18 protein-coding genes and 1 riboswitch are annotated in these 22,507 nt (G+C 44.7%); of the genes, 11 read left to right on the forward strand and 7 right to left on the reverse strand.

The window, feature by feature from the left end; all coding sequences use genetic code 11:
• Positions 1-229 precede the first annotated feature (229 nt).
• The 3 genes from ACTL32_RS10425 (at position 230) to ACTL32_RS10435 (ending at position 3,034) form a co-directional block, all read left to right on the forward strand.
• Positions 230-1,024, forward strand: coding sequence for a hypothetical protein (locus tag ACTL32_RS10425; RefSeq protein ID WP_441341412.1), 795 nt, complete (start codon positions 230-232; stop codon positions 1,022-1,024).
• Between the two features lie 259 nt (positions 1,025-1,283).
• Entirely contained in the window at positions 1,284-2,555 is a 1,272-nt protein-coding gene (gene sstT / locus ACTL32_RS10430; protein ID WP_441341413.1) for a serine/threonine transporter SstT, read from the forward strand.
• A gap of 251 nt (positions 2,556-2,806) precedes the next feature.
• A complete protein-coding gene (locus ACTL32_RS10435; protein WP_441341414.1) occupies positions 2,807-3,034 on the forward strand; it encodes a YdbC family protein in 228 nt (75 codons plus the stop codon).
• A gap of 62 nt (positions 3,035-3,096) precedes the next feature.
• On the opposite strand, the gene ACTL32_RS10440 is transcribed toward ACTL32_RS10435, so the two are convergent.
• Positions 3,097-8,319, reverse strand: coding sequence for an AAA domain-containing protein (locus ACTL32_RS10440; protein WP_441341415.1), 5,223 nt, complete (start codon positions 8,317-8,319; stop codon positions 3,097-3,099).
• 358 nt (positions 8,320-8,677) lie between these two features.
• Here ACTL32_RS10440 and ACTL32_RS10445 point away from each other — a divergent pair, with 358 nt between their 5' ends.
• The 5 genes from ACTL32_RS10445 (at position 8,678) to ACTL32_RS10465 (ending at position 12,502) form a co-directional block, all read left to right on the forward strand.
• Positions 8,678-9,301, forward strand: coding sequence for an EcsC family protein (locus ACTL32_RS10445; protein WP_441341416.1), 624 nt, complete (start codon positions 8,678-8,680; stop codon positions 9,299-9,301).
• A gap of 90 nt (positions 9,302-9,391) precedes the next feature.
• Positions 9,392-10,405, forward strand: a complete 1,014-nt coding sequence (locus tag ACTL32_RS10450; protein WP_441341417.1) for a DnaJ domain-containing protein — start codon at positions 9,392-9,394, stop codon at positions 10,403-10,405.
• Positions 10,406-10,440: 35 nt separating this feature from the next.
• Positions 10,441-11,814, forward strand: coding sequence for a PD-(D/E)XK nuclease family protein (locus ACTL32_RS10455; protein ID WP_441341418.1), 1,374 nt, complete (start codon positions 10,441-10,443; stop codon positions 11,812-11,814).
• Positions 11,811-12,179 (forward strand): hypothetical protein, encoded by a 369-nt coding sequence (locus ACTL32_RS10460; RefSeq protein WP_441341419.1) that lies wholly within the window; start codon positions 11,811-11,813, stop codon positions 12,177-12,179. The genes ACTL32_RS10455 and ACTL32_RS10460 overlap by 4 nt, the downstream gene beginning before the upstream one ends.
• 17 nt (positions 12,180-12,196) lie before the next feature.
• The gene (locus ACTL32_RS10465; RefSeq protein ID WP_441341420.1) at positions 12,197-12,502 is read left to right on the forward strand and encodes a hypothetical protein; all 306 of its coding nucleotides are present in this window, start codon (positions 12,197-12,199) and stop codon (positions 12,500-12,502) included.
• Between the two features lie 150 nt (positions 12,503-12,652).
• Here ACTL32_RS10465 and ACTL32_RS10470 read toward each other — a convergent pair whose 3' ends face one another.
• Positions 12,653-14,320, reverse strand: a complete 1,668-nt coding sequence (locus ACTL32_RS10470) for a DUF2207 domain-containing protein (RefSeq protein ID WP_441341421.1) — start codon at positions 14,318-14,320, stop codon at positions 12,653-12,655.
• 374 nt (positions 14,321-14,694) lie between these two features.
• Here ACTL32_RS10470 and ACTL32_RS10475 point away from each other — a divergent pair, with 374 nt between their 5' ends.
• The gene (locus ACTL32_RS10475; protein ID WP_441341422.1) at positions 14,695-15,384 is read left to right on the forward strand and encodes an Ltp family lipoprotein; all 690 of its coding nucleotides are present in this window, start codon (positions 14,695-14,697) and stop codon (positions 15,382-15,384) included.
• A gap of 60 nt (positions 15,385-15,444) precedes the next feature.
• Here ACTL32_RS10475 and ACTL32_RS10480 read toward each other — a convergent pair whose 3' ends face one another.
• A complete protein-coding gene (locus tag ACTL32_RS10480) occupies positions 15,445-15,573 on the reverse strand; it encodes a hypothetical protein (protein ID WP_441341661.1) in 129 nt (42 codons plus the stop codon).
• Between the two features lie 33 nt (positions 15,574-15,606).
• Positions 15,607-15,804 carry a hypothetical protein gene (locus tag ACTL32_RS10485; RefSeq protein ID WP_441341423.1) on the reverse strand — a complete coding sequence of 66 codons (198 nt, stop codon included), beginning with the start codon at positions 15,802-15,804 and terminating at the stop codon, positions 15,607-15,609.
• A 191-nt stretch (positions 15,805-15,995) separates the two neighbouring features.
• On the opposite strand from ACTL32_RS10485, the gene ACTL32_RS10490 reads away from it, so the two are divergent.
• Entirely contained in the window at positions 15,996-16,424 is a 429-nt protein-coding gene (locus tag ACTL32_RS10490) for an OsmC family protein (RefSeq protein ID WP_441341424.1), read from the forward strand.
• Between the two features lie 243 nt (positions 16,425-16,667).
• On the opposite strand, the gene ACTL32_RS10495 is transcribed toward ACTL32_RS10490, so the two are convergent.
• The 3 genes from ACTL32_RS10495 to ade form a co-directional block, all read right to left on the reverse strand.
• On the reverse strand, positions 16,668-16,919 hold the full coding sequence (locus ACTL32_RS10495; RefSeq protein ID WP_441341425.1) for a hypothetical protein: 252 nt from the start codon (positions 16,917-16,919) through the stop codon (positions 16,668-16,670).
• 310 nt (positions 16,920-17,229) lie between these two features.
• Positions 17,230-18,357 carry a 5-methyltetrahydropteroyltriglutamate--homocysteine S-methyltransferase gene (locus ACTL32_RS10500; RefSeq protein WP_441341426.1) on the reverse strand — a complete coding sequence of 376 codons (1,128 nt, stop codon included), beginning with the start codon at positions 18,355-18,357 and terminating at the stop codon, positions 17,230-17,232.
• A 247-nt stretch (positions 18,358-18,604) separates the two neighbouring features.
• Positions 18,605-18,712, reverse strand: a riboswitch (SAM riboswitch).
• A gap of 259 nt (positions 18,713-18,971) precedes the next feature.
• Positions 18,972-20,699 carry an adenine deaminase gene (ade, locus tag ACTL32_RS10505; protein WP_441341427.1) on the reverse strand — a complete coding sequence of 576 codons (1,728 nt, stop codon included), beginning with the start codon at positions 20,697-20,699 and terminating at the stop codon, positions 18,972-18,974.
• A gap of 465 nt (positions 20,700-21,164) precedes the next feature.
• On the opposite strand from ade, the gene ACTL32_RS10510 reads away from it, so the two are divergent.
• Positions 21,165-22,484, forward strand: coding sequence for a short-chain fatty acid transporter (locus tag ACTL32_RS10510; protein ID WP_441341428.1), 1,320 nt, complete (start codon positions 21,165-21,167; stop codon positions 22,482-22,484).
• The last annotated feature ends 23 nt before the right edge of the window (positions 22,485-22,507 follow it).

Consider the following 22,507-nt stretch of genomic DNA (forward strand, 5'->3'; position numbering starts at 1 on the left):
CTACATAGATTCCCGGAAAGTTCTAATCAATATGGCGTAAATGATGAGTCGGTACCACGTTCTGCGCCGGGAAATAACCTTTTGAATCTTTTTAGAGTGTGTTCCGTATAATTATAGCAAGAAAGAAAAAGTGCACCTTTCTGAAAACGATATTTCATTAATGTTCATCTGATTTAGCAACTTTTTGACTTTTTGTTTTTCACTCACTTTTTGCGAAAGGCATGATTCCATGGGTACCGTTTCACTTGTCATCTTCCTCTTTTTTCTTCCATTCGCTTGGCTTTTCTGGACCGGCATGAATTCGAAAGCCGGCAAGACCAAAAGAGCCAATTGGAAAATAGCCCTCGCGGCTCTTATTGCGGTGATCTTCATCAGCGTTGTTTTAAACTACTATTATTCCAACGCCTATCAGCTTTCATTTTTCCAGAATGGCTTAGAAAGCACCGTTGCCCTCATTATCTGTGCTGCGTTTCTACTGATTGTGGGTATCGTCAATGTCATTGTCAGCACCCTTTTCAAAGGGGCTCCGAAATCTGTCCACAACCCTAAAGTGGCATGGACTGTCACGGGGGTGCTGTGTGCCGTCATCATGTTTTTCACAATGTGGGTTTATCCGCTAGGGGAGAAGGCGTCCTATATCCATAAAGTCCAAACGGCGCTGGCGATGGCCGAACAGCAGCAAGCCGATGAGGAAATCACGGTGCTGTTCCTGAGCTCCGAAAAAGAATGCATGCGGACTACCTCGTCAAACTGCAACAACGAGACGTACAAAAATTCATTTTTCCTCAAAAACAATTTAGACGAGCAAAAAGAGGTCCAGGTGCGCATCCGGGCGCTGAATTCCGAACAGCAAGAACTGAAAGTGGTCGAGTCCAATGTCATGACACTTGAAGCGGGGGAATTGAAATTGGTCGAGACCGAAGAAACTTCGGATGATGAGAGCCTCTGGAGCCGTTCTTCCTTTGAAACCGATTCCCGGGTCCGCACCTACGAGTCGTTGTACAGATTCCGGGATGCCAATTAATAAAAGCTGCCAGATGAGGGCAATCAAGCGCTCTTTTTGTACCCATGGCGCCTATAGGAGAATGTAAGCAGGGACCAGTCAATCGGACTGGTCTTTTTATTCGTAGCAGCGGTTCAATTGGATTAACAATTTGATTTTATGAAAAATTTGTTTTATTCATTCAGCTCTTTGTATAGAATAGGGATAGATTGAAAAATTGGCGCTTCTTAAAAGGAGCGGCCGAATTGCATCTTAGAAGAAACCAACAGGGGGAATGGGTATGAACGTATTGAAAATGTGGAACCGGATCAGTCTTGTGAAACAGATCTTGATCGGCTTGGTCTTAGGGGTGGTCTTGGCAGTTGCGATTCCGGAAACGGCTGCATCGTTGACGATTTTCGGCACGCTGTTTGTAGGAGCGCTTAAAGCGATTGCGCCTGTCTTGGTATTGTTCCTGGTCGTGGCATCGATTGCCCATCACAAAAAGGGCCAGCAAACGAATATGAAATCAATTGTCTTTCTTTATTTACTGGGTACGTTCTTGGCAGCGGTGGTCGCAGTCATTGCGAGCTTCATCTTCCCGGTAAACATCGCGCTTACGCAAGGGGCTGAAGGCTTGACGCCTCCAGGCAATGCGGTTGAAGTGATCAAGACCTTGGTGTTAAACGTGGTCGACAATCCGGTCAATGCGCTGGTGAATGCCAATTACATCGGCATCTTGGCTTGGGCGATTGTCCTTGGTCTGGCGCTGCGAAACGCCGCGGATACGACGAAAACGGTCATCTCAAATGTTTCGGATGCAGTGGCGAAGATGGTCGGCTGGATCATCAAATTCGCTCCGCTTGGCATCATGGGCCTTGTTATCGAGTCGATTACGACAAACGGGCTTTCATCGCTTCTCGGCTACGGCAAATTGTTGGCGCTGTTGATCGGCTGTATGGTGTTCTTGGCGCTTGTCGTCAACCCGCTTATCGTATTTATCAACATCCGCCGCAATCCGTATCCGCTGGTATTCAAATGCCTGCGTGAAAGCGGCATTACGGCATTCTTCACCCGCAGCTCGGCTGCAAACATTCCGGTCAACATGACGTTGTGCGAAAAACTTGGGTTGGACAAAGACACGTACTCGGTGTCCATTCCGCTTGGCGCGACGGTCAATATGGCTGGAGCGGCGATCACGATTTCCGTGTTGACGCTCGCTGCGGTCAATACGCTTGGCATCCAAGTGGATATCCCGACAGCGCTCATGCTGAGTGTGCTGGCGGCTGTGAGTGCCTGCGGAGCTTCTGGCGTGGCAGGCGGCTCGCTGCTGTTGATCCCGCTGGCGAGCAGTTTGTTCGGAATTCCGGCTGACGTAGCGATGCAAGTAGTCGGCGTCGGCTTCATCATCGGCGTGCTGCAGGATTCGTTTGAAACGGCTTTGAACTCTTCAACAGACGTATTGTTCACGGCGACAGCTGAGTACAAGAAGCGTTTGAAAGAAGGACATGAAGTCGTTGTCGGAAAATCTTTCGAAATCAATCCACCTGCTAAAGACTTGGTGAAAAGTTAGATTTCTAGTTTGAATTTGTTTAGAGTTTTGTGGAAAAGGTAAAGCATCGCTCCGAGAATAATCGGAGCGGTGCTTTTTTGAATTGTTGGATCATGGGGCTGGAACACAGGACTTTAAAACGCTTCCAACCCGCGTTATCAAAGAAGTGGTTGAAGATTATTTTGGAGAAGAAAAAAATTAGTTGAGCCATATGTGCATTTGTGTGGTTAAATGATTCGTATAATGAGAATGTTAAAAATGGAGGACGTTATATGTCAGAGTTGAAATTTGAGATTATCGTAACGATTGGTACATTGTCTACTAAACGAAACGGTTGGAAAAAACAGTTAACATTGATAAGCTGGGCCGACCGGGATCCTAAATATGATATCCGTTTTTGGTCGGAAGATCAGACTGAGATGAAAAAAGGCGTAACTTTCGATTTATCTGAACTCCAGGCCTTAAAAGAAGTGTTGAATCAAATGCCGGAGTTGAAATGATATTTAAAAAAGCTGCTTGCTTTGGCTTTCCTTCAAGGAGGAGGCCATTGCAAGCAGCTTTTTCATTTGGTTATTTTCGCAAACCAGGCAGGCTGATGGGAGGTCGTTATCGATCCGTTTCTCATAAATCGGAAGAAAATATTATGTGATTTGAACGGTTCCAACAACTCTTCTAATTCTTCGGTCCCAATCACCCAGAGGGTTTCAGATTTTTGCCGGTTGTCGATCACATCGATTCCTTTGGCTTTTATGATTTCCAACATTTGATCAACTACGGTCAATTCCGAAAGACGCTTGCCAGAAATCATTTTTTCCTGTTTCAAAGGAGAGCTTAATGATTTAGTTTTAGGTGTTGGCGTTTCCTTGTTCTGTTCTTTTCTATTTAACATAGCGATCGACCAACAAGGAAGTTGACTGCTGCTCTCAATACCATTCCTATGAAAAGAAAATGAATTGTTTTTTGGAGCAAAACGCTCCAATTCGTTTCCGAGGCTCGCTGAACCAAGGACAACTAAGGTGTCTTCAGAACTTGTATCTACAAACACCTTAAAGCCTTCGTTCGTCAATAAGTCTTTGAACTTTAAGAGCTCTTCGTTTGCTGTCACACTTTCTTTGTTTTCGACAATTGAAATGGCTTCGATTAAATCCGCTGCAACGGGTGAATGGTTTGCAGCTTTGACTTCAGAATCCTTTTCGTTTTGGTTCAGGATTGAAAATGCTCTTGAGAGTTCATCATCAACTGGAAGTTGAACGTCCGCTTGATATTTACCAGATGCCGAAAGGTTCTCAAGGGTGGAAACGGAAGCATCCCCCAAATCAAAGTTTGAATCGTTTTGTGTTTTATTATTAATATCGGTTTTGATTTTGTTGATTTCCTCTGTGCTTATGTCAATGGTGGCTTCTTCTGCATCCGCCAGTTCCGAAATTTTGGGGCTCCATTCCAGATAAGGGCGGATATCCATTTCATCCAGACGCTGCCACAAACTTTCAAGGGCTTTTGATGGATCGAGGTAATACGTGCTTCCGAGTACCCGCCAGAAATTCCAGCCTGCCCGCTCAAGCACTCGCTGTCTACGGAAATCATTTTCCATATCTTCTGTTGAAGTATGCCAATGGTCTCCATCGCATTCCACTGCCAGTTTAGAACTTTCGCCCATTACCACCAAATCAATTCGGTATCCTGCAACTTCATATTGCGTCAGCACGCGGTAACCTCGGCGCACAATGGCATCGAAAACATCTTTTTCGAATTGGCTATCACATTTCTCCCGGTTGCCATCCTGTTCTTCTTTCAACGGGTTTTGAATATAGTTCAGCAATTGATATCTCATGCAATCGGAATTGTTAATATCATTGACTGTAATCGAGTGCATGAGCCACAACTGATCTTTTGCCCGGCTGACTGCAACATTAAAACGTTGGCGATACGGTTCGCTAGTCAGCGAAGTGAGCCTCGTTGTTCCTTTGGCTGCAACCATGGAAAGGAAAATGATATCGCGCTCGTCCCCTTGGAACGCATAAGCGTCACCGCAGATAATATTGCGCTCTTCCATGATTTCCGCTCCGATTTCAGTTAAAAGCAATTGCTGGATCAGGTTGGCTTGGCTGTTGCCTTGGAGGGAGATGACCCCTATGGACTTCCCGTTATAAGCTGGGTTCGACACGCATTTCTTGATTTCTTTGACGATCTCCTTGGCTTCGACTTCATTTATTGCAGATGCCGAGCTGCCTTCGCGCACTCCATGCGGCAGATACTTCGATTTGATCGGTTCCAGTCGGTTTGCCGGATATTGCCGGAGAGCGAATAGCGGCTGGTCGATATAAGCGATTCGATTCGAGAACTCAATGATTTCAGGCATGCACCGGAAATGCTCACGCAGCGTAATCGTGTTTCTGAAAAGAACATAAGCAACATCGAAAAACGAATTGCCGAGGTTTAATGTATCCATGAAAGGATAGTCAATCGGCTTCAAATAGCGGTTTTGGAGTTTCGCCACATCTTCGACCTGTATTCCGATTTTGCTTGGGCTGATCTGTTTGTCATCGCCGACAATGATAATTTTTTTCGCAATATATTTTAACAGGATTGCTTCGTGCCAAGATTGGCTGGCTTCATCTATGATGACAACGTCGAACAAGTCAGGCTTGACTTCGAAATTCTCGAAAACTTGGTATAGCGGCATGATCCAGGCAGGGATGGCATCCTTGCATTTCTCCATGTGGCCCTGAGCTTCTTTCCGGTATCTCGGAGCATTTTTACCGGTTCCTTTTCCGACGCGCTTGACGGCTTTGGTCCAGGCTTTCAAATGGCTGTTCTGCAGATCCGTCATGGATGTAAGCATGCTGTCCCAAGCTTTTAATGCACCGATGTCTGTAATGGTCGCTTTTATGAATTTTTCTGTTCTTTCGTATTCGTCTGCCAGATCTTTTTCGTTTTTGTTTGAAAAATCCTTTAACCAAGTTTGAACCTTCCGCCAATGAGCAGCTTTAGACCAATTCTGCAAACGGAGTGTCCATGCCGGATCAGAAGAGGTTACCTGAAGATAATTTAAAAGCTTGGGATTGATTCTTTCCAAGAGGCCTGAAGTTTGAGCAATCAACTCGTCCCGGTTCAGGATTTTTTGCAGATGCAAGTATGCTTCATATTGCTGCTTCAATCCTTGTTTATCCCGGCTTATCAGGCTCTCCAATAAATTCTTATAGACCTGATGCATAGAATCAGTCAAGGATGCATGGATCGATTCCCGGACGGTGTTCAAGTGATCTTGAGGAACTTTTAATTCGCTCTTTTTCTCAAAAACTTCAAAGTTCTTTTGGAACATCCCGATTTTTTCTTTGCCGAAATTGACAGCTGTAAGATAGTCAGCAGCATCAATTGTTTGTTGGCGCAAAAGAGAAATATCCTGCACTGTTTTTAATTGCGTATAAATCCCTTTGCATTCTGCCAAATCAATTTGTGGATTGACGTGTTTAAAGGGAATCTCTATGGAATCCATTAAACTTCTAATTTCAGTATAGGCACGTTCAAAATCAATATAAGCTTTCAGCTGCCGGGCTTGGTTTAGTTCTTTAATCGGCTGGCCATTATATTTAATTTCATTGTACTCATTCTTGTACTCTTTTAAGACCTTTGGTTTAAAGAATAGATTTCCCAGCCCTTTACCGTTTTCAAGAAGGTCGATCAATTGGTTATTGATATGCTGCACCGTTTTAAATGGAACTTTTCCGGTATCCACCGAAGATAACTCGAAGGAATCGATTGTTTCATCCATTATTTTGATATTCTTCTGGAATTGCTCCGCTGCAGAAGCCCAATAATGGCCCCGGTTTTGAAAAACCTCACGGACAGCCCTCTCCAAGAATGGATAATTAGTATAGAAAAGCTTGTTTTCTAACCCCTGATAAGAAGCGAAGAGCTTCTTCAACTTTTGATAATCGTGCTCTGACAACCGGTTTAAGTATTGTTGGATATCCACATCTTCCGAATGTGATATTTGCCGGTATTGTTCTAATAAAATAGCTTCTTGTTCCATAAACTGAAGCACTTGGCCAATATCGAAAAAGTGGTCCAGGGAAGGGGATTCGAAATTTTTATAGTTCTCCGGAGCAGCTAATTCTGTTTGCTGCAACTCTAGATAAGTAGAGACGGCTGATTTCTCCCCTTGAATATCTTCTTCCGTCAAATTCAGTATGTTTTCATTCCAGTACCAGCTGTAGAGATCTTTCTCATCACTTACAGTGCTTGCAATTTGCTGGGCAGTTCCTGTATAAGGAGCTCCCAAATCATGTCTATAAGTCTCTTTTTCCCTGACTGCAAACAGCTCTGATTTAATCCGGTTCAAATCTTCTTTCGCAGATTTTAAAGCTTCTTCTTTTTGAGTGATGTCCCGTTTTGTTTTAGCGACATCGTAGAACTCTTTTCTCATGGAAATCGTGCTTACAACAGTTTCTAAATCCTTTAGGGAGGACGAATCGCCGCCCAGAAGACTTACACATAAATTCTGCAATTCAGCTGGCAGTTTTTCCTTAAGAACACTCAAAGCTTTTGCAGTTTGGCTGGTGATCAACACACGTTGGCCAGTTGCTAATAAATGAGAGGTGAGGTTAGCGATGGTATGGGTTTTTCCGGTCCCCGGAGGGCCTTGGACCAATACACTGTCTTTATGTGTAATCGCTGCAACTATGCGGCTTTGCTCGTCGTTCGATGGCAGCGGGAAATAAAACTCCTTGTCATAGGATTCTTTCTCGTTCTCCTCTGCCGCGTTGCCGGTATTTTCTTGTTCGGGGCTGAACATATTGAACAAGCTTCCCGGAATCGGATCTTCGTCATCCAACTGTTCCAATTGCTCTATCGCTTGGTCACACGCTTTCTGAATGCTCTTTTGAGGACGTTCTCTCAGAATGAACGAAGGCGAAAGTGAAACGACAGGGCTCGGCAATGCCTTTTTATTTCGAATGGTTTCTTCGGTATAGACGCCTCTGGAATCCAAAGAGGAAGCAATTGCCTTCAACAGGGAAGTGACTGAAGCAACGTCGCTTTCCTCTTCGTTTAGGGATTCAAGCATTTCTCCTACGCTTTGCAGGTCCACGCTATTTAGTCGATGTTCAACTTCCAGCATATCTTCTTCGAAAGAAAATTGAAGGCCGGTGAATGAAGGGGAGATAGTGAAAAGCGCTTTTTCGCGTTCGAATTTCAACTCGACTTCTGCGGTTAGCAAGTGCCGTTTGACTTCACGATTGTTCGGCGTATTCCAAGCGAGAAGGCCAATGGCAAAAATGAATTGAATGGACTCCGATCTTGATAAAAGCGTCTGATGTATACTGAAAAGCTTGTCATAAAGATCTTGAAGCGGCTTGACCCGCTTTTTCTCATTTATATAGGGAGTCCATTTTTTATCAAGGAAAAGGTCGAATTCTCTTTGGATTCTTGGATTGTCTACTAATAAATGCTCTACATACTCCGTTTCATCGTCTTCGTTTAAAACCGTTACTTCGATTTTGGATTTCAGTGAAATTCCATCATTTGAATCGTTGTAAACTATCCAGCTCTTTAACGATTCGCTTGCTTCTGGTGATGATGGAATATATGGCTTCTTCACAAGGAGCAGGTTATTGTCCACTGGTGGAAAACTATAATCGCATTCGGTCTCATCGGGGAATGTATCCGCCCACAAAATCTCCTCGTAATTTGAAAAATTATAGATAGGTTTCTGAGTCAACTGTGTAAGGCCTTTGATATATTTTATTAAATAAGCAGCATCTTTGGGTGTCGCCGTCTTGGTCATAATTTCACTCCTTTGTGGAAGGTATTATACCATTTTTATGCCAAAAAACGTAGATAATCATTGCTTTTCATAAGAGGACATAATACCCGAAAATAAGTAAATATATAAATTAAGTTCAAAAGGATATTTAGGGTGCACCAGTAAAATGTTATTTCATAAAATATAATAACGATTTTTAGTAGTGCAATTCCGTTGTCTCTAGAAATTACTCGATGTGAAAATTGACTTAATATAAGTAAAGCTTTTTGTAAGGCTTTTAGCATACTGTATATCCTTTTATTGCAATTTATTTTTTAAATAGTCTGAACATCTGTTACTCTATAGTTCAATAAACTTGTTATTAAATAGGAGGAATATTGTGGCAGGAAATGAGCTTTCTGAAGGGGAAATTGGAAGAATGTTAGAGTGGGCTTATGAAAAGTCCTTAGAAGGAATGCCGGGAATGGATTCAGCTTACAAGATGGCAGAGAACTTTTTGTCTAAACATGATTCAACTGACAAAGCTATAAATAGTTTAATACGTTGGCAAAATACAAAAGCTGCCACAAGTGGTTTTATAACAGGATTAGGTGGAATAATTGTTCTGCCAGTAGCTATTCCAGCCAACATAGCTTCAGTTATGTATGTGCAAATACGAATGATTGTAGCGATAGCACATATGAGAGGTTATGATCTTAAAGATGATCAAGTAAAGACATTTGTGTTTGTATGTTTAACGGGGCAGTCAGCTTCAGAAATATTAAAGCAAGCGGGTATTAAAGCGGGGGCTTCATTTGCCAAACAAGCAATTATGAAAATACCTGGGGAGATAATTAAATCTATAAATAAAGCGGTTGGCTTTAGGCTGGTTACCAAATTCGGACAAAAAGGCATAGTGAATTTGGGGAAAGCTATACCAATTGCAGGGGGAATCATTGGAGGAACTGTAGATGGTTCAGGGACAGGGATTATCGGAAAGACTGCTAAAAAGGTCTTTGAGTGATTTAAAGAAACCCCTAACTTTTTTAGCAAGGTGACGCAATTGACCTGCTAAGAATGACTATTCACTAATGATGGTAGGAAGAGGGAAAGTATGGAAAAGTTTGTTGACTACTATACCTTGCTAAATATATTGCCGACAGCAAATGATGAGTTAATAAAGCGTGCTTATCGTATCATGTCTAAAGAAATGCACCCCGATCAAGGTGGAGATGAAAGACAGTTCATCCTATTAACTGAAGCATACGAAATGTTGAGCAATCCAATAAAAAGAAAAGCATATGACCAAGAATATGTCCGTTTTCAACAGGTCAGAGAGCAAACTAAGGAACAATCTCATGAAAAAAGAGAAAAGTCGAATCATCACAATAAAACAAATGTCGATAAGGACTATCCAAAGTTCTCTTTTGACTATAAGCGTTATGGAAAAGTAACGTTAGGAGCTCTAGTTGGTCTCATTATCCTTGCAAAAGCAATCAATGCTTTTGAAGATACTACAGAACCAGAAATTCCATCAAGTCCTATTATTTTCCCGGTGGAAGAAAGTGGCCAATCAATTGAGGAAGCTGCGAGTATTGAGGAGAGCCAAGATTTGCCGAATAGTGTAGTGGAGGCAGATGTGGGGACGGTGGAACCATATGATGATCAATCTTCAGAAATGGAGTCTAATGAAGAAGTAATAAATGAAAAAGAGGACCCGGAATTTGTGTCGATTGTTCCGTCTGATCATTTAACAGCAGATTCTTCTTCACTTTATACTCGATACCTCGACCGAATTTATAAATTAGAAGATGATCTATTAACCTATGGAGAAGTTTGGGAGTTTGGGAGCGATGCTGAAATTACGCAAGCTTCCTATATTCAGTTAAAAGCGTGGGACGATTTGCTAAATGAAATTTACCAAACTTTAAAATTGGAGTTAACTGAAGAAGAATTTTTCGCTCTTAGAGATCTACAACGCACTTGGATAGTGGAAAGAGATGCAATTTCTGCTGCAGCTGCGGCCGATTTTACTGGAGGTTCATGGGAAGTTCCTGTTTTTAATGATGCTCAACTAGAGGTAACGAGACAACGCTGCTACTGGTTAGTTACAAATTATATGAATTAATTGTTTCTGATAATTTTAAAAGAGGGGTGTTGAAAGTGACAGTCGAAGTGAAAAATATAGCCAACATGATATACAGTAAGCAATTTGAAGAATTGGACCGGATGTTTAAAACATTTAACCCTTTAAAAGTTTTGCGAATGGACAACCATGAAATCAGGCATTCCAATGTCCTTGCCTGGTTAGTAGATCATGAGGGAAATCATGGATTGAATTCCGTTTTTCTTAAGAAATTGATCAGCAATTTACTTATGAAACCAGAGAACGACAGCTTTGTCAGTGATTCTACCTTTTTTCTTGAGACATTGGCTATGAAATATGATGATTGGAAAGTGCAGCGGGAAAAGCCAACCACTAAGAAGAGGTATATTGATTTGGTGCTTTCTTCCGAAGAAAACAAAACGGTGATCGTTATCGAAAATAAATTCTATTCTTCTCAGTCTGATAATCAGCTGAATGATTATTTAGAGTACATAAAGGATACGTATAAGGAGTATACGATTATACCGATATTTCTTACTTTGCTGGACGAGGAAGCTGTAAACAAACAATATTTGGCACTCAACTATACTGATATTGCAGAAGTGCTCGAGTTTATTTTGAAATTCTACAAAGAATCTATAAGCGAAGAAGTATTCGTGTTTCTAAAAAACTATTTAGCAGTGTTGCAAGAACGTTTTGCACCAGATGAAGCTCGATTGTTGCTGGCAGAGGAGATTTTCGAAAAACATGGCGAAGCTGTTACTTACCTTTATTTGTTGAGTAATCCAAACACTAAATTTCAAAATCATCATCAACGTTTCAGGGAGCAACTTCAAATCCTTAAGACAGAAGAAAAGGAATGGATGAAGAAAATCTATTTCTCAGCAAAAGAAACAATAGATTTTATATACACAGAAGGTTCTCTTGTTTTGAAGAAAGCTTTCGAGAAATTTGTAGTAGAGAATAAAAAATATGAAATTCAAACGTATAACGCTGCTAAAACTGCTCCGAATTTTCTTTATCCCGACTGGGAAGGGTATGAACCCTTCATGAAAAAAGTTAGCGCCAAAGGCCAATACTGGTTAGATTATGGTCTAATTATTTTCATGAAGCGAAAATCCGATGACAAATTGAAATTATATATCGAAGTTGGTAATTTGGAATTTGATCATCGAATTAAGCTTCTTGAGAAACTAGAAGATAATGGCTTTAACATTAAGGATTCATCGAAATCTCCAAGCTCAATGTATACAAGAATATTCACAGATCAAGTTCATGTGTCCGATTGGTCAAGTATAGAAAAAGTCCAGGAAGCCATACAAAAGCTGACTAATAGTAAAAAGTTTGAAGATAGCATCAACAGAATCAACAAAAGTATTGCAATTGCTTCAGCAGATTTAGGTTATCAAGAGAAAGAAGTAAAAGTATGAAGCGGAGAATCGAAGTCAACAAAGAGAATTTGCCTCTCTTGGATGCCAAAACAATGACTGCCATTTTCGATTGTATTTATCGGGTAGAGGGGGAACTTAGAAAAGAGACCACTAAATTGCTGGATGATGAATTCTTTCTCTACTTCATCAAAATGTTAAATTCAATTCAGGAATTCAACTACCGTTTCCGGCAGAACAAACTGTACGACATCTATCCGCTTTTTGAACGTACTGTCGGTCCGATGGAGAACAATTCTGATGGCACAGTCCTTTGGCTTGCTATGGGATTAGCCATTAAAGAGACTTACGGGATGAGCAATGGGACGTTGGAAAATTTAATGAAACTTGTTAATCTAAAGAAGTAGGAAGAGGAGGAATGACGATGTCATTGCCCGTACCCGAAGGTGTAGCAGAAGTAGAAATGGATGGCTATGAATTGACCATTTCAATTTCATCTGACTTTGAGTTAAAGGCCGAAGACCATCCTTACCTGAAAGAAATCATTTCTTATGCAGTAGAACAAGGCTACACAAGATTTGCAGGTGCAAGCAGAGGGGAATTTAAAAAGGGAATAAAAACTTTCTTTTTCTCAAAACCAGGTTATTTCGATAAGGATGATATGTTGATTGCGGATTTTGAAATAAAAGGTGAGGTCAACAAAATCATGCAAGAAGAATTCAATTTATAAAGAGTGCGTTTTAAAGTTAGCGGATATCTAATAGTTTGATGCATTTTTAAAACCGTGGTCCGGAAGTTTTCCAGACCACGGTTTTCATTTGCTTGTATTCAGGCCTTTTTTTTTGCGCCTATCCTCAGTGCGGTATTTCTGCGATTCAATCTAGAAAGCCCCCGACCCGCCGCCACCGCCGCCGACTCCAGCACCGGATCCGGCCACGCCGCCGCTTGCACTCGCGGTGGTAGTGGACCCGGCTGACACGAATATGGCAGTCATGAAAATCGGATTCATGACGAAGCTTGAGCCGTCTGCTGCGGTATTCGCGGAAGTGAAGACCCGCGCTTTCCGTTCGGCGGTTTTGAGGTCGCTGCCGAGAAGGTAGGCGTAGGCGCGCTGTTTATCATCCGGACTCAAGTGGTTCCACTGCGCTTCCGGCAAGTCTTGCATGGCGGCTTTTAGCTTCCGCCAGTTGTGGCGGATTTCAAGCCCGTCAAATGTGATCGGCGAGTAGGCGACGGCAAAGCCGAGTGCGAGCACCGCCAAGACGATGGAAAAGAACATTGCCGGGAAGAGCTGGTAGATGCCGGTGTAGATAGCGAGCCCGGTGAAGAGCCCACTCAAGATGCCGGCCGTCCAGCGCATTGCCGGATGCTTCTCGTAAAAGCCTTTCGCTTTCACTTCATTGCTGATGCCTTTATTCCATTCGGCGATGGCTTCGTTGTAGGCTGGGTGGTTCAACTCGTTTTTCGTGAACTCTTCCACTTGCCCGAGCGTAAATTCACGGCCGTCGCCGATGCGGTCGAACAGCAAGCCGATCAACGTGGCTTCATGAGCGTGGTCGGTCTTCCGGTCGATCAGCTGGAAATGGTCTTCCGACAGCTGCCGGACATTGCCTTTTCGCATGAGTTCGAGAATCGCTGCCGAAATCGCATTCGGCGACAGGAGCGCCGAGTTTGTGAACGAGAGGAGCGCGGGAATGCTCATCGATTCTTTCGGGACGAAAAATTCATACGGGTAATTGCGGATCTGGCGTTTGCGCTTGAAAGACCGCATCCACGCGAACAGGATGCCGCCCAGCAGCAACGCGCCCGCAATCACAAGGGCAGGAATTCCGATATTTCGTGCCGTTTGCTGATTCTGCGCGAAAGCGGCTGCTTCGTTTTCCAGCTCTTCGCGGTCATTGGCAAGATCGTCGCGTACCGTACCCTCCGCCGCTACTACAGCTGGGAACAGCTCAGGTTCAAAAATTGCGCGGACATCGGCATTTTCACCGTCCGGTACGGAACCGAGCTCAAAAAGGGCAGCACCGTCGTCCGTGATGCGCTCTGTGCCGAAGGCCTCGTCGTAGCCAAGCGCCTCGGCATTTTCCGCCGGCGATGGCGGCGTGACGGAAATCGTCATGTCGCCGTATTCGCTTTCGTTGCTTTCATCGAAGAACGCCCAATAGAACTGCGCCCCGTCTTCGAATTTCTCGACCGCATTCTTGATCTCGTAATTTAGGTCGATCTCGATCGTGTCGCCATCATCGCCTGTGCGGTGAATCTGGTAGATGCCGTCTTCCATCTCGACCCGCAGCGGCTTGCCGTTTTCCGAAGCCGTGAAGTTCTCGATGGCCGTACCATCTTTTGCGATCAAGCTGCGCGTGATGCCGTTGAAATCATCATCGAACTCGTACGTGAACTGTTCCGTGACATCCGCTGTGCCATCCGCAACCAATTGTGCATCGATCCGGACTTCCAAAATTTCAAAATCGATTGCGTATACCTGCGTCGGGACGAGGATAACCAACACGAGCGCCAGCAGGTACGGCAGGATTCTTTTGCTTTTCATAATCCATCACCTCTTGTATAAGCATACGGATAGTGCTGGAAAAAGTTTCATAGAGTGTGGCCTAAGACTTCTTTTTGGAAGTCCATATGGTCTGTTCCCGCAGATGCTTACAGTATAAGTGTGGATTCAAGGAAGGTTTGTCTATGAATCGCTTTTTAAATGAGGAATAATGAAAGTTAATGATAAGTAAATGCGGCCCTTCAAAAGAAGAGCTGCATTTTTTTGCGTTTCACTAACATCTGCCTTACCTTTCTACAAAAGATAGAGTATTGAAGGGGTAATGCGATTATTTTCTTAATTTTGTAAAAAAATGTATTAATTATAAGAGAAATAGATCATCCTAAATAAAAAGATTTGGAAAGCAGGGCTAAGAAATGGATGGAATGAATGAGTTCTTCAAAAACAACAGGAAATATATATTGGTGGCATTGTTTGCTTTAGGTATTGGAGGAAGTGTGGGGTCTCTTCAATCTGATGTGGATGCTTCTACAACCGAAAATCAAAAGATACAAGATGAACTTAAAGCGACAAATAAGGAAATGGCATCGACAATCAAATCGCTCGAATCAACAAATGAAGATTCTTTAGCGAAAATTGAAGAGCTGGAAGCGAAAGTAAAAGAAGCAGAGCCTTTTTTCTTGTTAGAAGAAAAAGAAAGAAAAGCGAAAGAAGCCGAATTGAAGAAAAAAGAAGAGGAAGAGAAAGCGAAAAAAGCAGCAGAAGAAGCGGCTGCTAAAGCAAAAGCGGAGGCGGAAGCAAAAGCGAAGGCCGAAGCAGAGGCAAAAGCTAAAGCCAAAGTCGAGGAAGAAGCCAAGGCGAAAATTGAAGCAGAGGCAAAAGCTAAAGCCAAAGCCGAGGAAGAAGCCAAGGCAAAAGCTGAAGCAGAGGCGAAGGCACAAGCTGCGAAAGATGCAGAAACGCTCTCGCAGCAACAGGCAATCGGTATGGCTGAGAATTATATAGACTCTATAGCTTTTTCAAAGAGTGGTTTAACCGAGCAATTAGTTTTTGAAGGTTTTAGTAACTCAGATGCTACGAATGCTGTGAATGCAGTAGGGCTATAAGAAAAAATGCGCTGAATTCTCTTGGAAAGAGAACTCGGCGCTATTTTTTTCTTTTGTAAATCAATCGATATCTCGCTTTTTAAAACTCCCGCTAATGACTTCAGCGACGTCATTAGCGGCGATGAATGCATTGCTTTCGATTTCGTAAATGATTTCTTCCATCTTATTGTCTATGAGCCGATTAATGATGAAAGTATTCTATCACCTAATTAAAATGAAAAATCAGGGAGTCCGGTTATTGTTTTTGTTTACTAATTTGTTATTTTCATTTGGAGCTTGTGCCTGATCTTTTAGCGATTGATTTTTTTGTTCTTGTGAATCGGAATGCTGCTGCGCTGACGTATCCTTGTTTTTTCCTTCAAGGAGTTCGTTCATTTTTTCGATGTTCGTATCTTGTGTAGATCGCTTGTCCTGGCTCATAAAATACCCCTCTCTTAGATGTTTTTATTTGTATTCCCGGAAGAAATAGAGATAAACGTTGGCAAGGAATAGAGAATGCCGCTGTGCGGATAACCATTCCTTATTGATCCGCATTAGCGGCTGATCCAAGTAGAAAAGATTAGCACTCCAAGGAGCGGGATATACTAAAAGAAAAGGGAAAGGGTGATTGGATGAAAGCAAGATTAGATTGGGATGGCGGAATGGCTTTTAACGGAGCGACGGAATCGGGGCACCGGATAGTTTTGGATGCCAACGAGGAAAGCGGCGGGGCTAATAGTGGGCCGCGTCCGACCGAGCTCCTACTGCACGCTGCGGCCGTATGCACGGGAATGGACATTGTGATGATCCTGAGCAAGATGCGCTTGGACGTGGAGGAATTTTTCATTGATATCGAAGGAAGGCGCGCGACGGAGCATCCGAAACGGTTCACGGACATCTTCATCACTTATCATCTGAAAGGGGATCTTCCGGCAGATAAAGTTGTCAGGGCGATTAAACTGTCCAGGGATACTTATTGTTCGGTCACGCATTCCTTGAATTCCACATTGACCTACCATTATGTGTTGAATGATGCGCCGGTCGAAACAGTGGAACCGTGAAAAGCGCCTGAATCTGACACCAACCTAGTTATATGAAATTATTGCATGAAGAATCAGCCGAACCCAGAGATGGAAGGGATTCTTCATGCATTTTTAAGTCTTTGCAAGAAGGCTCTTAAATGTGCCGCACACGGAGAGTATTTGGCAGGTTTCCTCACCGCTGAAGTTTCAAAAATACTTGGGAACAGAAATGGAATCTGTCCAAATCGGTTGTCTTTGAAGCTTGATTGGAGCGCTCTTTTATTACTCTCTACTCCTTAATTCTTCTTGCAGATAATCTACAAAATCCAGCCAAGCCGCTTCCTCTGTAATCAGGCCAGAATTTCTGCACTCATATATTTCACGGACATATTTTCTTAGATCAAAATCTTCGATATGGTTGATATTCTCTTTGATTGTTTCAATTACAAGTATAGATGCATCTGAACTTTTGCCCAGTGCATATCTAAAAGCGAAAAACATAATATCATTAATTACTGTTAGTTTCTGTTGCATTTTTCTTCCTCCTTAGGCTTATTTTCGTTTCTTAACTGTAGCTTCCGCAACACTGGCTGTTTTTTTCATAGCGTTGTCCCTTTTTAATTAGGTTCTGATTTCTGTTTACCCGAAAGCATATGGATTTAAATCAATTCCGTTTCAGGCGTTAATCAACTATTAATCAAAAGAAATAGATATTCTTTTCTAACAAGCTGCTTAAAAGATATGTCATGAAAAAGCGGTTTTTGCAGTACATAAATAACCAGTAAGGGCAGCGGCCATTGCTAGCGTCGTTCCCTTACTGGTTTTTGATATGCCTTTTTTCAATTTATCTGCCGAAAATCTCTTCCGATACCTCAACAATATAGCGCAATTTATCCCATTGCTGCTGTTCTGTGAGTTTATTGCCATGGTGTGTTGACGCAAAACCGCATTGTGGGCTGATGCAGAGCTGTTCGATTGGCACATATTGAGCAGCTTCTGCAACGCGCGCTTTGATGGATTCTTTGTCTTCAAGCTCACCGTTCTTTGAAGTGAAGACGCCGAGCACAACTTTTGGACCACCAGCTGGAATGTGTTTGAGCGGCTGGAAGCTGCCGGAACGTTCGTCGTCGTATTCCAGGAAGAAGCCATCGACTTTTTCTTTGGCGAAAAGCGTCGGGGCGATCAGCGCGTAACTGCCTTCAAATGCCCAATCGGACTGGTAATTTCCGCGGCACAAGTGGGTCGTTACCGCAAGATCTTCCGGCTTGTCTTCAAGAACGGCGTTTGTGACACGCAGTGCCAGGTCAATCAAGTATTTGCGGTCATACTGCCCGTCGTTGAACGGGATATCGGGTGATGAGAGGCCGGCAATATAGACATCGTCGATTTGGATATAGCGCGCTCCTGCATCGTAGAAGGTTTTGAAGGCATCGCGGTAAGCCTGGATGACGTCTTTTGCATAATCTTCAAGATCCGGATAAATGCTTTCGTCGCGGATGCCCTGATTGAAAAATTGGTTCGGGCTCGGAATCGTCAGCTTCGGAATGGCGCGGCCGCCGACAATTTCCTTGAATTCGATGAAATCCTGGACGAAGGGATGGTTTTTGTCAAAAGAGATTTTGCCGATATTGCGGACGTCATAGGCTTCCGTCTCGACGTTTTTGAATTGATAGCCTTTTTCCGGAGCGTATCCTTCAAAGCCGTTGATATGGGCCATGAAATCGGTATGCCAGAAAGTCCGGCGGAATTCACCGTCCGTGACGGCTTTCAGGCCGACTTCGATTTGCTTGTCGACAATGCGTTTGATTTCGGTTGTTTCCACTTCGCGCAGCTGCTCCGCCGTGATAATGCCTTCTTTGAAATCCTTTCTTGCCTGGTGGATGCTTTCCGGACGGAGCAAGCTTCCTACGTGATCTGCTTTAAAGGGTGCTTTTGCCACTGCTTTAGCTGTCTGGATGGTTGAGTTTGTCATGTGAAATTCCTGCTTTCTGTTTTTAGTTTTTGTCGAACAAGCTTTCATTTTCCAGGTTGCGGTACCGATCTTGCTTTTGAACGTGGCTCACTTAAGTGCCTGCTCTAAATCTTCCGTTTATAACTGGGTTACCCAACTGCATTAACTGGGTTTTCAGGCATTGCTTCAGCACGATCCTCATCCTTTCAAATAAAAAATGGAGCTTTCTTCAAAAAAGAAGAAAGCTCCATTGTATGGAAATGCATTCTTCTTATCTTCTAGGCTAGGGCGCCTACTGGAATTAGCACCGTTTCCTTTAGCAGGACGGTTGCTGAGACATCACAGGGCCAAGTCCCTCCGTCTCTCTTGATAAGAATCAAATTATTAAATTGTATGTGATGAGATGTTTTTAACCTTAGAACAGTTTCCAAACAAAAGCAAGGCAAAAGTGGGAATTGCGTGATAAATTTCAGCTGCGATAAAAAAGCCTTCCAGCATCAGGGGCGTTTTCTGATTGAAATAGGCCATAAACAATACATTCTAAAAGATTCCTGCCATACATTTAATTTAATCTTAAATTAGTCTTGGCAAGACTTGCCGTCGTATAGAAAAACACCGGCGGATCACCGTTTCTTTTATTCCGCTTCAACGGCGACTTCGATATGCCGGAAGCTCGCCACATCGAACAGCCCGCAATCGGTCAATTTCAGATGGGGGATGACCGGCAAAGATAAAAACGAAAGGGTCAAAAAGGCATTGAACTGAGTCGGCGCACCGATCTGCAGGAGGCTCTCATCGAGTGCCTTGAGCTGGTCGTAAACAGCAGCGAACGGCTCTTCGGACATCAATCCCGCAATGGCAAGAGGGAGGCTGGCCAGCACTTTGTCCCCTTGGACAACCACCAGTCCGCCTTGCAGTTCGTGAACGGCCTCGACGGCTGCTTTGATGTCTCGGTCGTTCGTCCCGACCGCAATAATGTTGTGCGAGTCATGCGCCACGGTTGTCGCAATGGCCCCGTTTTGGAGGCCGAGCCCTTTGACGATGCCGAGGCCGATGTTGCCGGTCGCCCGGTGGCGCTCAACGACGGCGATCTTCAATAAATCCTGGGAGGGATCCGATGTGAAGGAGCCGTCGGCGACAGGCACTTCTCCGATCAGGTGATCCGTGATGAGGTTGTTCGGATTGATGCCAATGATATGGGCGGTGGAGCTTTGCCCCATCGGTATACGGAAACTGTCTCCGGACAGCTCGGCAATGTGCACGGTATCCTGAACCGATTCCGTCGCACTCTTCTCTGAAACCGGTCCTACATAACGCCCGTTCTGCGCCACAAGCACGCCCGCTCGATAAACTTCCGCAATATCCAACTCCTCCAAGTTATCGAGAAGCAGGAAATCCGCATCATATCCCGGCGCGATGGCCCCTTTTTGGCGCAGCCCGAAGCACTGCGCCGCATTGAAGCTGGCCATGGAAATGGCGGTGATCGGCTGGATGCCCTGTTTGATAGCAGTCCGGACATTGTAATCGACGCTGCCTTCTTCAATCAGGTCGTCCAGGTGCTTGTCGTCCGTACAGAACAGGCAGCGCTGGGCATTTTGTTCTGTCACCCCTTCGAGCAGGGCATGGAGGTTTTTCGCAACCGATCCCTCGCGCAGCATGACGTAGAGCCCGCGCTCCAGTCGCGCAACCATCTCTTCTTTTGATACGCATTCATGATCGGTCATGATGCCGGCGGTGCCATAGACATTGATGTCATTTTCCGTAAGCCCGGCTGCATGCCCGTCAATCTGTTGGTTCAGCAAGAGCTTATCGAGCATCGCGTCATCTCCGCGCAGAACGGCCGGGAAATCCATCACTTCAGCAAGTCCAAGCACCCGGTCGCGGTAAAGGAAAGGCGCCAGGTCTTCAGCGGACAGCTCGGCTCCGGCATTCTCAAATGGCGTGGCCGGTACACAGGAAGGCAGCATCAGTTTGATGTCGAGCAGAGCCGGTTCTGAATCCGTCAGCATGAATTCCAGTCCATCCGTCCCGCTGACATTGGCGATTTCATGAGGATCAGTGATGACAGTCGTGACGCCGTGCGGCAGGACGACCTGTGAAAACTGCTGCGGCGTCACCATGGACGACTCGATGTGGACATGGGCATCGATCAACCCTGGCGCAATGAATTTGCCCGTGGCATCTATTTCCTCGATGCCCTCATATTCGCCAATCCCGACAATCATGCCGTCGCTGATTGCCACATCGCCCGAAGTCAGGCTCTTTGTGAAGACGTTGACGATGGAGGCATTGCGAATGACCAGGTCCGCTTTCTTTTGCTTGTTGGCGGCATCGATTCGGTTTTTCAATTGAACTTTCTTCACGGTTGTCCAGTCTCCTTTAGTTGTTTCGATTCGGTCGAATAAAAATGTATGTCTACCTGTTCTCAGATAGCAAGCAAGCTTTGACTCATTCTACATGAATTGGCGGATAAGCTCTAGCGGAAAAAGAGGAGAATGAATCTAGAATCCACAAGAGCTTTTCATCAATTAACCAACTCAGCTGGCCTCGAGGGGCTTGTTCCACAATAAAAATCTCACAGCACCGGCGCGCCTTAGGACTGGGCGGAGCAATAAGACGAGTGGGCTTCTCGGCTTGTTGTGGGAGCCTTGTCCAAAGCGTCGCTGCGGCATATAAGAGTTGCTTCTTCGTTTCTTAACTATGTGAATAGGGACCAAATAAATAATTCCCCGATAATATTCAAATTTTTTCAATTTTAGTACATTCTCCTGCAAAAATAAGGTAGCATTAGAAATGGTGTGAATACTTAGACAAAGGGGAGTAGGAAAATGAAAGGAATTATACGTTTTTCGAATAATTTAATGGAGCGCTATTTGCCGGATCCGTTTTTATTCGTCATCATCTTGACGCTGGTGGTTTTCGGATTGGGGCTCGGGTTGACCGATTCCTCGCCGGTCGAAATGGTGGCGTTCTGGGGTGAAGGATTCTGGGCGCTGCTCGCGTTCTCGATGCAGATGGTGCTCGTTTTGGTCACTGGATTCGTTCTGGCGAGCAGCCCGATTTTCAAAAAGGGGCTGGGCAAGCTTGCGAGCTTTGCGAAGTCGCCGGGTAGCGCAATCATTTGGGTCACATTGGTGTCGCTTGCAGCGAGCTGGATCAACTGGGGATTCGGCCTGGTTATCGGCGCGCTGTTTGCGAAAGAATTGGCGAAGCGCGTCGCGCATGTCGATTACCGTTTGCTGATTGCGAGTGCCTATTCCGGGTTCTTGATCTGGCACGCGGGTTTCTCCGGATCGATTCCGCTGTCGATTGCGACAGAAGGGCATCCGTTTGCTGACCAGATCGGCATCATCCCGACGAGCCAGACAATTTTTGCAAGCTATAACCTGATTATTGTGGCGGCACTGATTATTATCCTGCCGCTATTGAACCGCTTGATGATGCCGAAAAAAGAAGAGACCGTCGTCGTCGACCCGAAAGTGCTTGTCGAACCCGAAGTGGAAGAAGAGACGGCCAAAGCGGTGCGGACACCGGCGGAGCATTTGGAGAACAGCTGGATCTTGTCGCTGGTCATCGGCGGGCTTGGGATTGCATTCATCGTTTATTATTTTGTCCAGAACGGGTTTGCATTGACGCTCGACCTGGTAAACTTCATGTTCCTGTTCCTTGGAATCCTGTTCCACGGAACGCCGCGGAAATACTTGATCGCGGTGCAAGAAGCGGTCAAAGGGGCGGGCGGCATCATCGTCCAGTTCCCGTTCTACGCGGGAATCATGGGCATGATGACGGCGTCCGGCCTGGCAGCCGTCATGTCGGAAGCGTTCGTCAGCATTTCAACCGTGCAGACCTTCCCGCTATTCGCCTTCCTGAGCGCGGGGCTCGTCAACTTCTTCGTGCCTTCAGGCGGCGGGCAGTGGGCGGTCCAGGCGCCGATCATGCTGGAAGCCGCGAAAATGCTCGGCAGCGATCCCGCGAAAGTCGCGATGGCGGTTGCATGGGGCGATGCCTGGACGAACATGATCCAGCCGTTCTGGGCATTGCCGGCACTGGCGATCGCCGGGCTCAAAGCGAAAGACATCATGGGCTTCTGCCTCATCGTGCTGCTTGTCAGCGGTGTCGTGATCGGCCTCGGTCTTTTGTTGCTGTGAGGAAGAGTTTTTAGATTTAGTTC

It is taken from the genome of Planococcus sp. FY231025 (assembly GCF_052078085.1).
Classification (GTDB): domain Bacteria; phylum Bacillota; class Bacilli; order Bacillales_A; family Planococcaceae; genus Planococcus.

Coding starts and splice junctions, on each gene's coding strand:
- ACTL32_RS10425 (WP_441341412.1), top strand. CDS start 230: ATGGGTACCGTTTCACTTGTCATCTTCCTCTTTTTTCTTCCATTCGCT.
- sstT (WP_441341413.1), top strand. CDS start 1,284: ATGAACGTATTGAAAATGTGGAACCGGATCAGTCTTGTGAAACAGATC.
- ACTL32_RS10435 (WP_441341414.1), top strand. CDS start 2,807: ATGTCAGAGTTGAAATTTGAGATTATCGTAACGATTGGTACATTGTCT.
- ACTL32_RS10440 (WP_441341415.1), bottom strand. CDS start 8,319: ATGACCAAGACGGCGACACCCAAAGATGCTGCTTATTTAATAAAATAT.
- ACTL32_RS10450 (WP_441341417.1), top strand. CDS start 9,392: ATGGAAAAGTTTGTTGACTACTATACCTTGCTAAATATATTGCCGACA.
- ACTL32_RS10460 (WP_441341419.1), top strand. CDS start 11,811: ATGAAGCGGAGAATCGAAGTCAACAAAGAGAATTTGCCTCTCTTGGAT.
- ACTL32_RS10465 (WP_441341420.1), top strand. CDS start 12,197: ATGTCATTGCCCGTACCCGAAGGTGTAGCAGAAGTAGAAATGGATGGC.
- ACTL32_RS10470 (WP_441341421.1), bottom strand. CDS start 14,320: ATGAAAAGCAAAAGAATCCTGCCGTACCTGCTGGCGCTCGTGTTGGTT.
- ACTL32_RS10475 (WP_441341422.1), top strand. CDS start 14,695: ATGGATGGAATGAATGAGTTCTTCAAAAACAACAGGAAATATATATTG.
- ACTL32_RS10485 (WP_441341423.1), bottom strand. CDS start 15,804: ATGAGCCAGGACAAGCGATCTACACAAGATACGAACATCGAAAAAATG.
- ACTL32_RS10490 (WP_441341424.1), top strand. CDS start 15,996: ATGAAAGCAAGATTAGATTGGGATGGCGGAATGGCTTTTAACGGAGCG.
- ACTL32_RS10495 (WP_441341425.1), bottom strand. CDS start 16,919: ATGCAACAGAAACTAACAGTAATTAATGATATTATGTTTTTCGCTTTT.
- ACTL32_RS10500 (WP_441341426.1), bottom strand. CDS start 18,357: ATGACAAACTCAACCATCCAGACAGCTAAAGCAGTGGCAAAAGCACCC.
- ACTL32_RS10510 (WP_441341428.1), top strand. CDS start 21,165: ATGAAAGGAATTATACGTTTTTCGAATAATTTAATGGAGCGCTATTTG.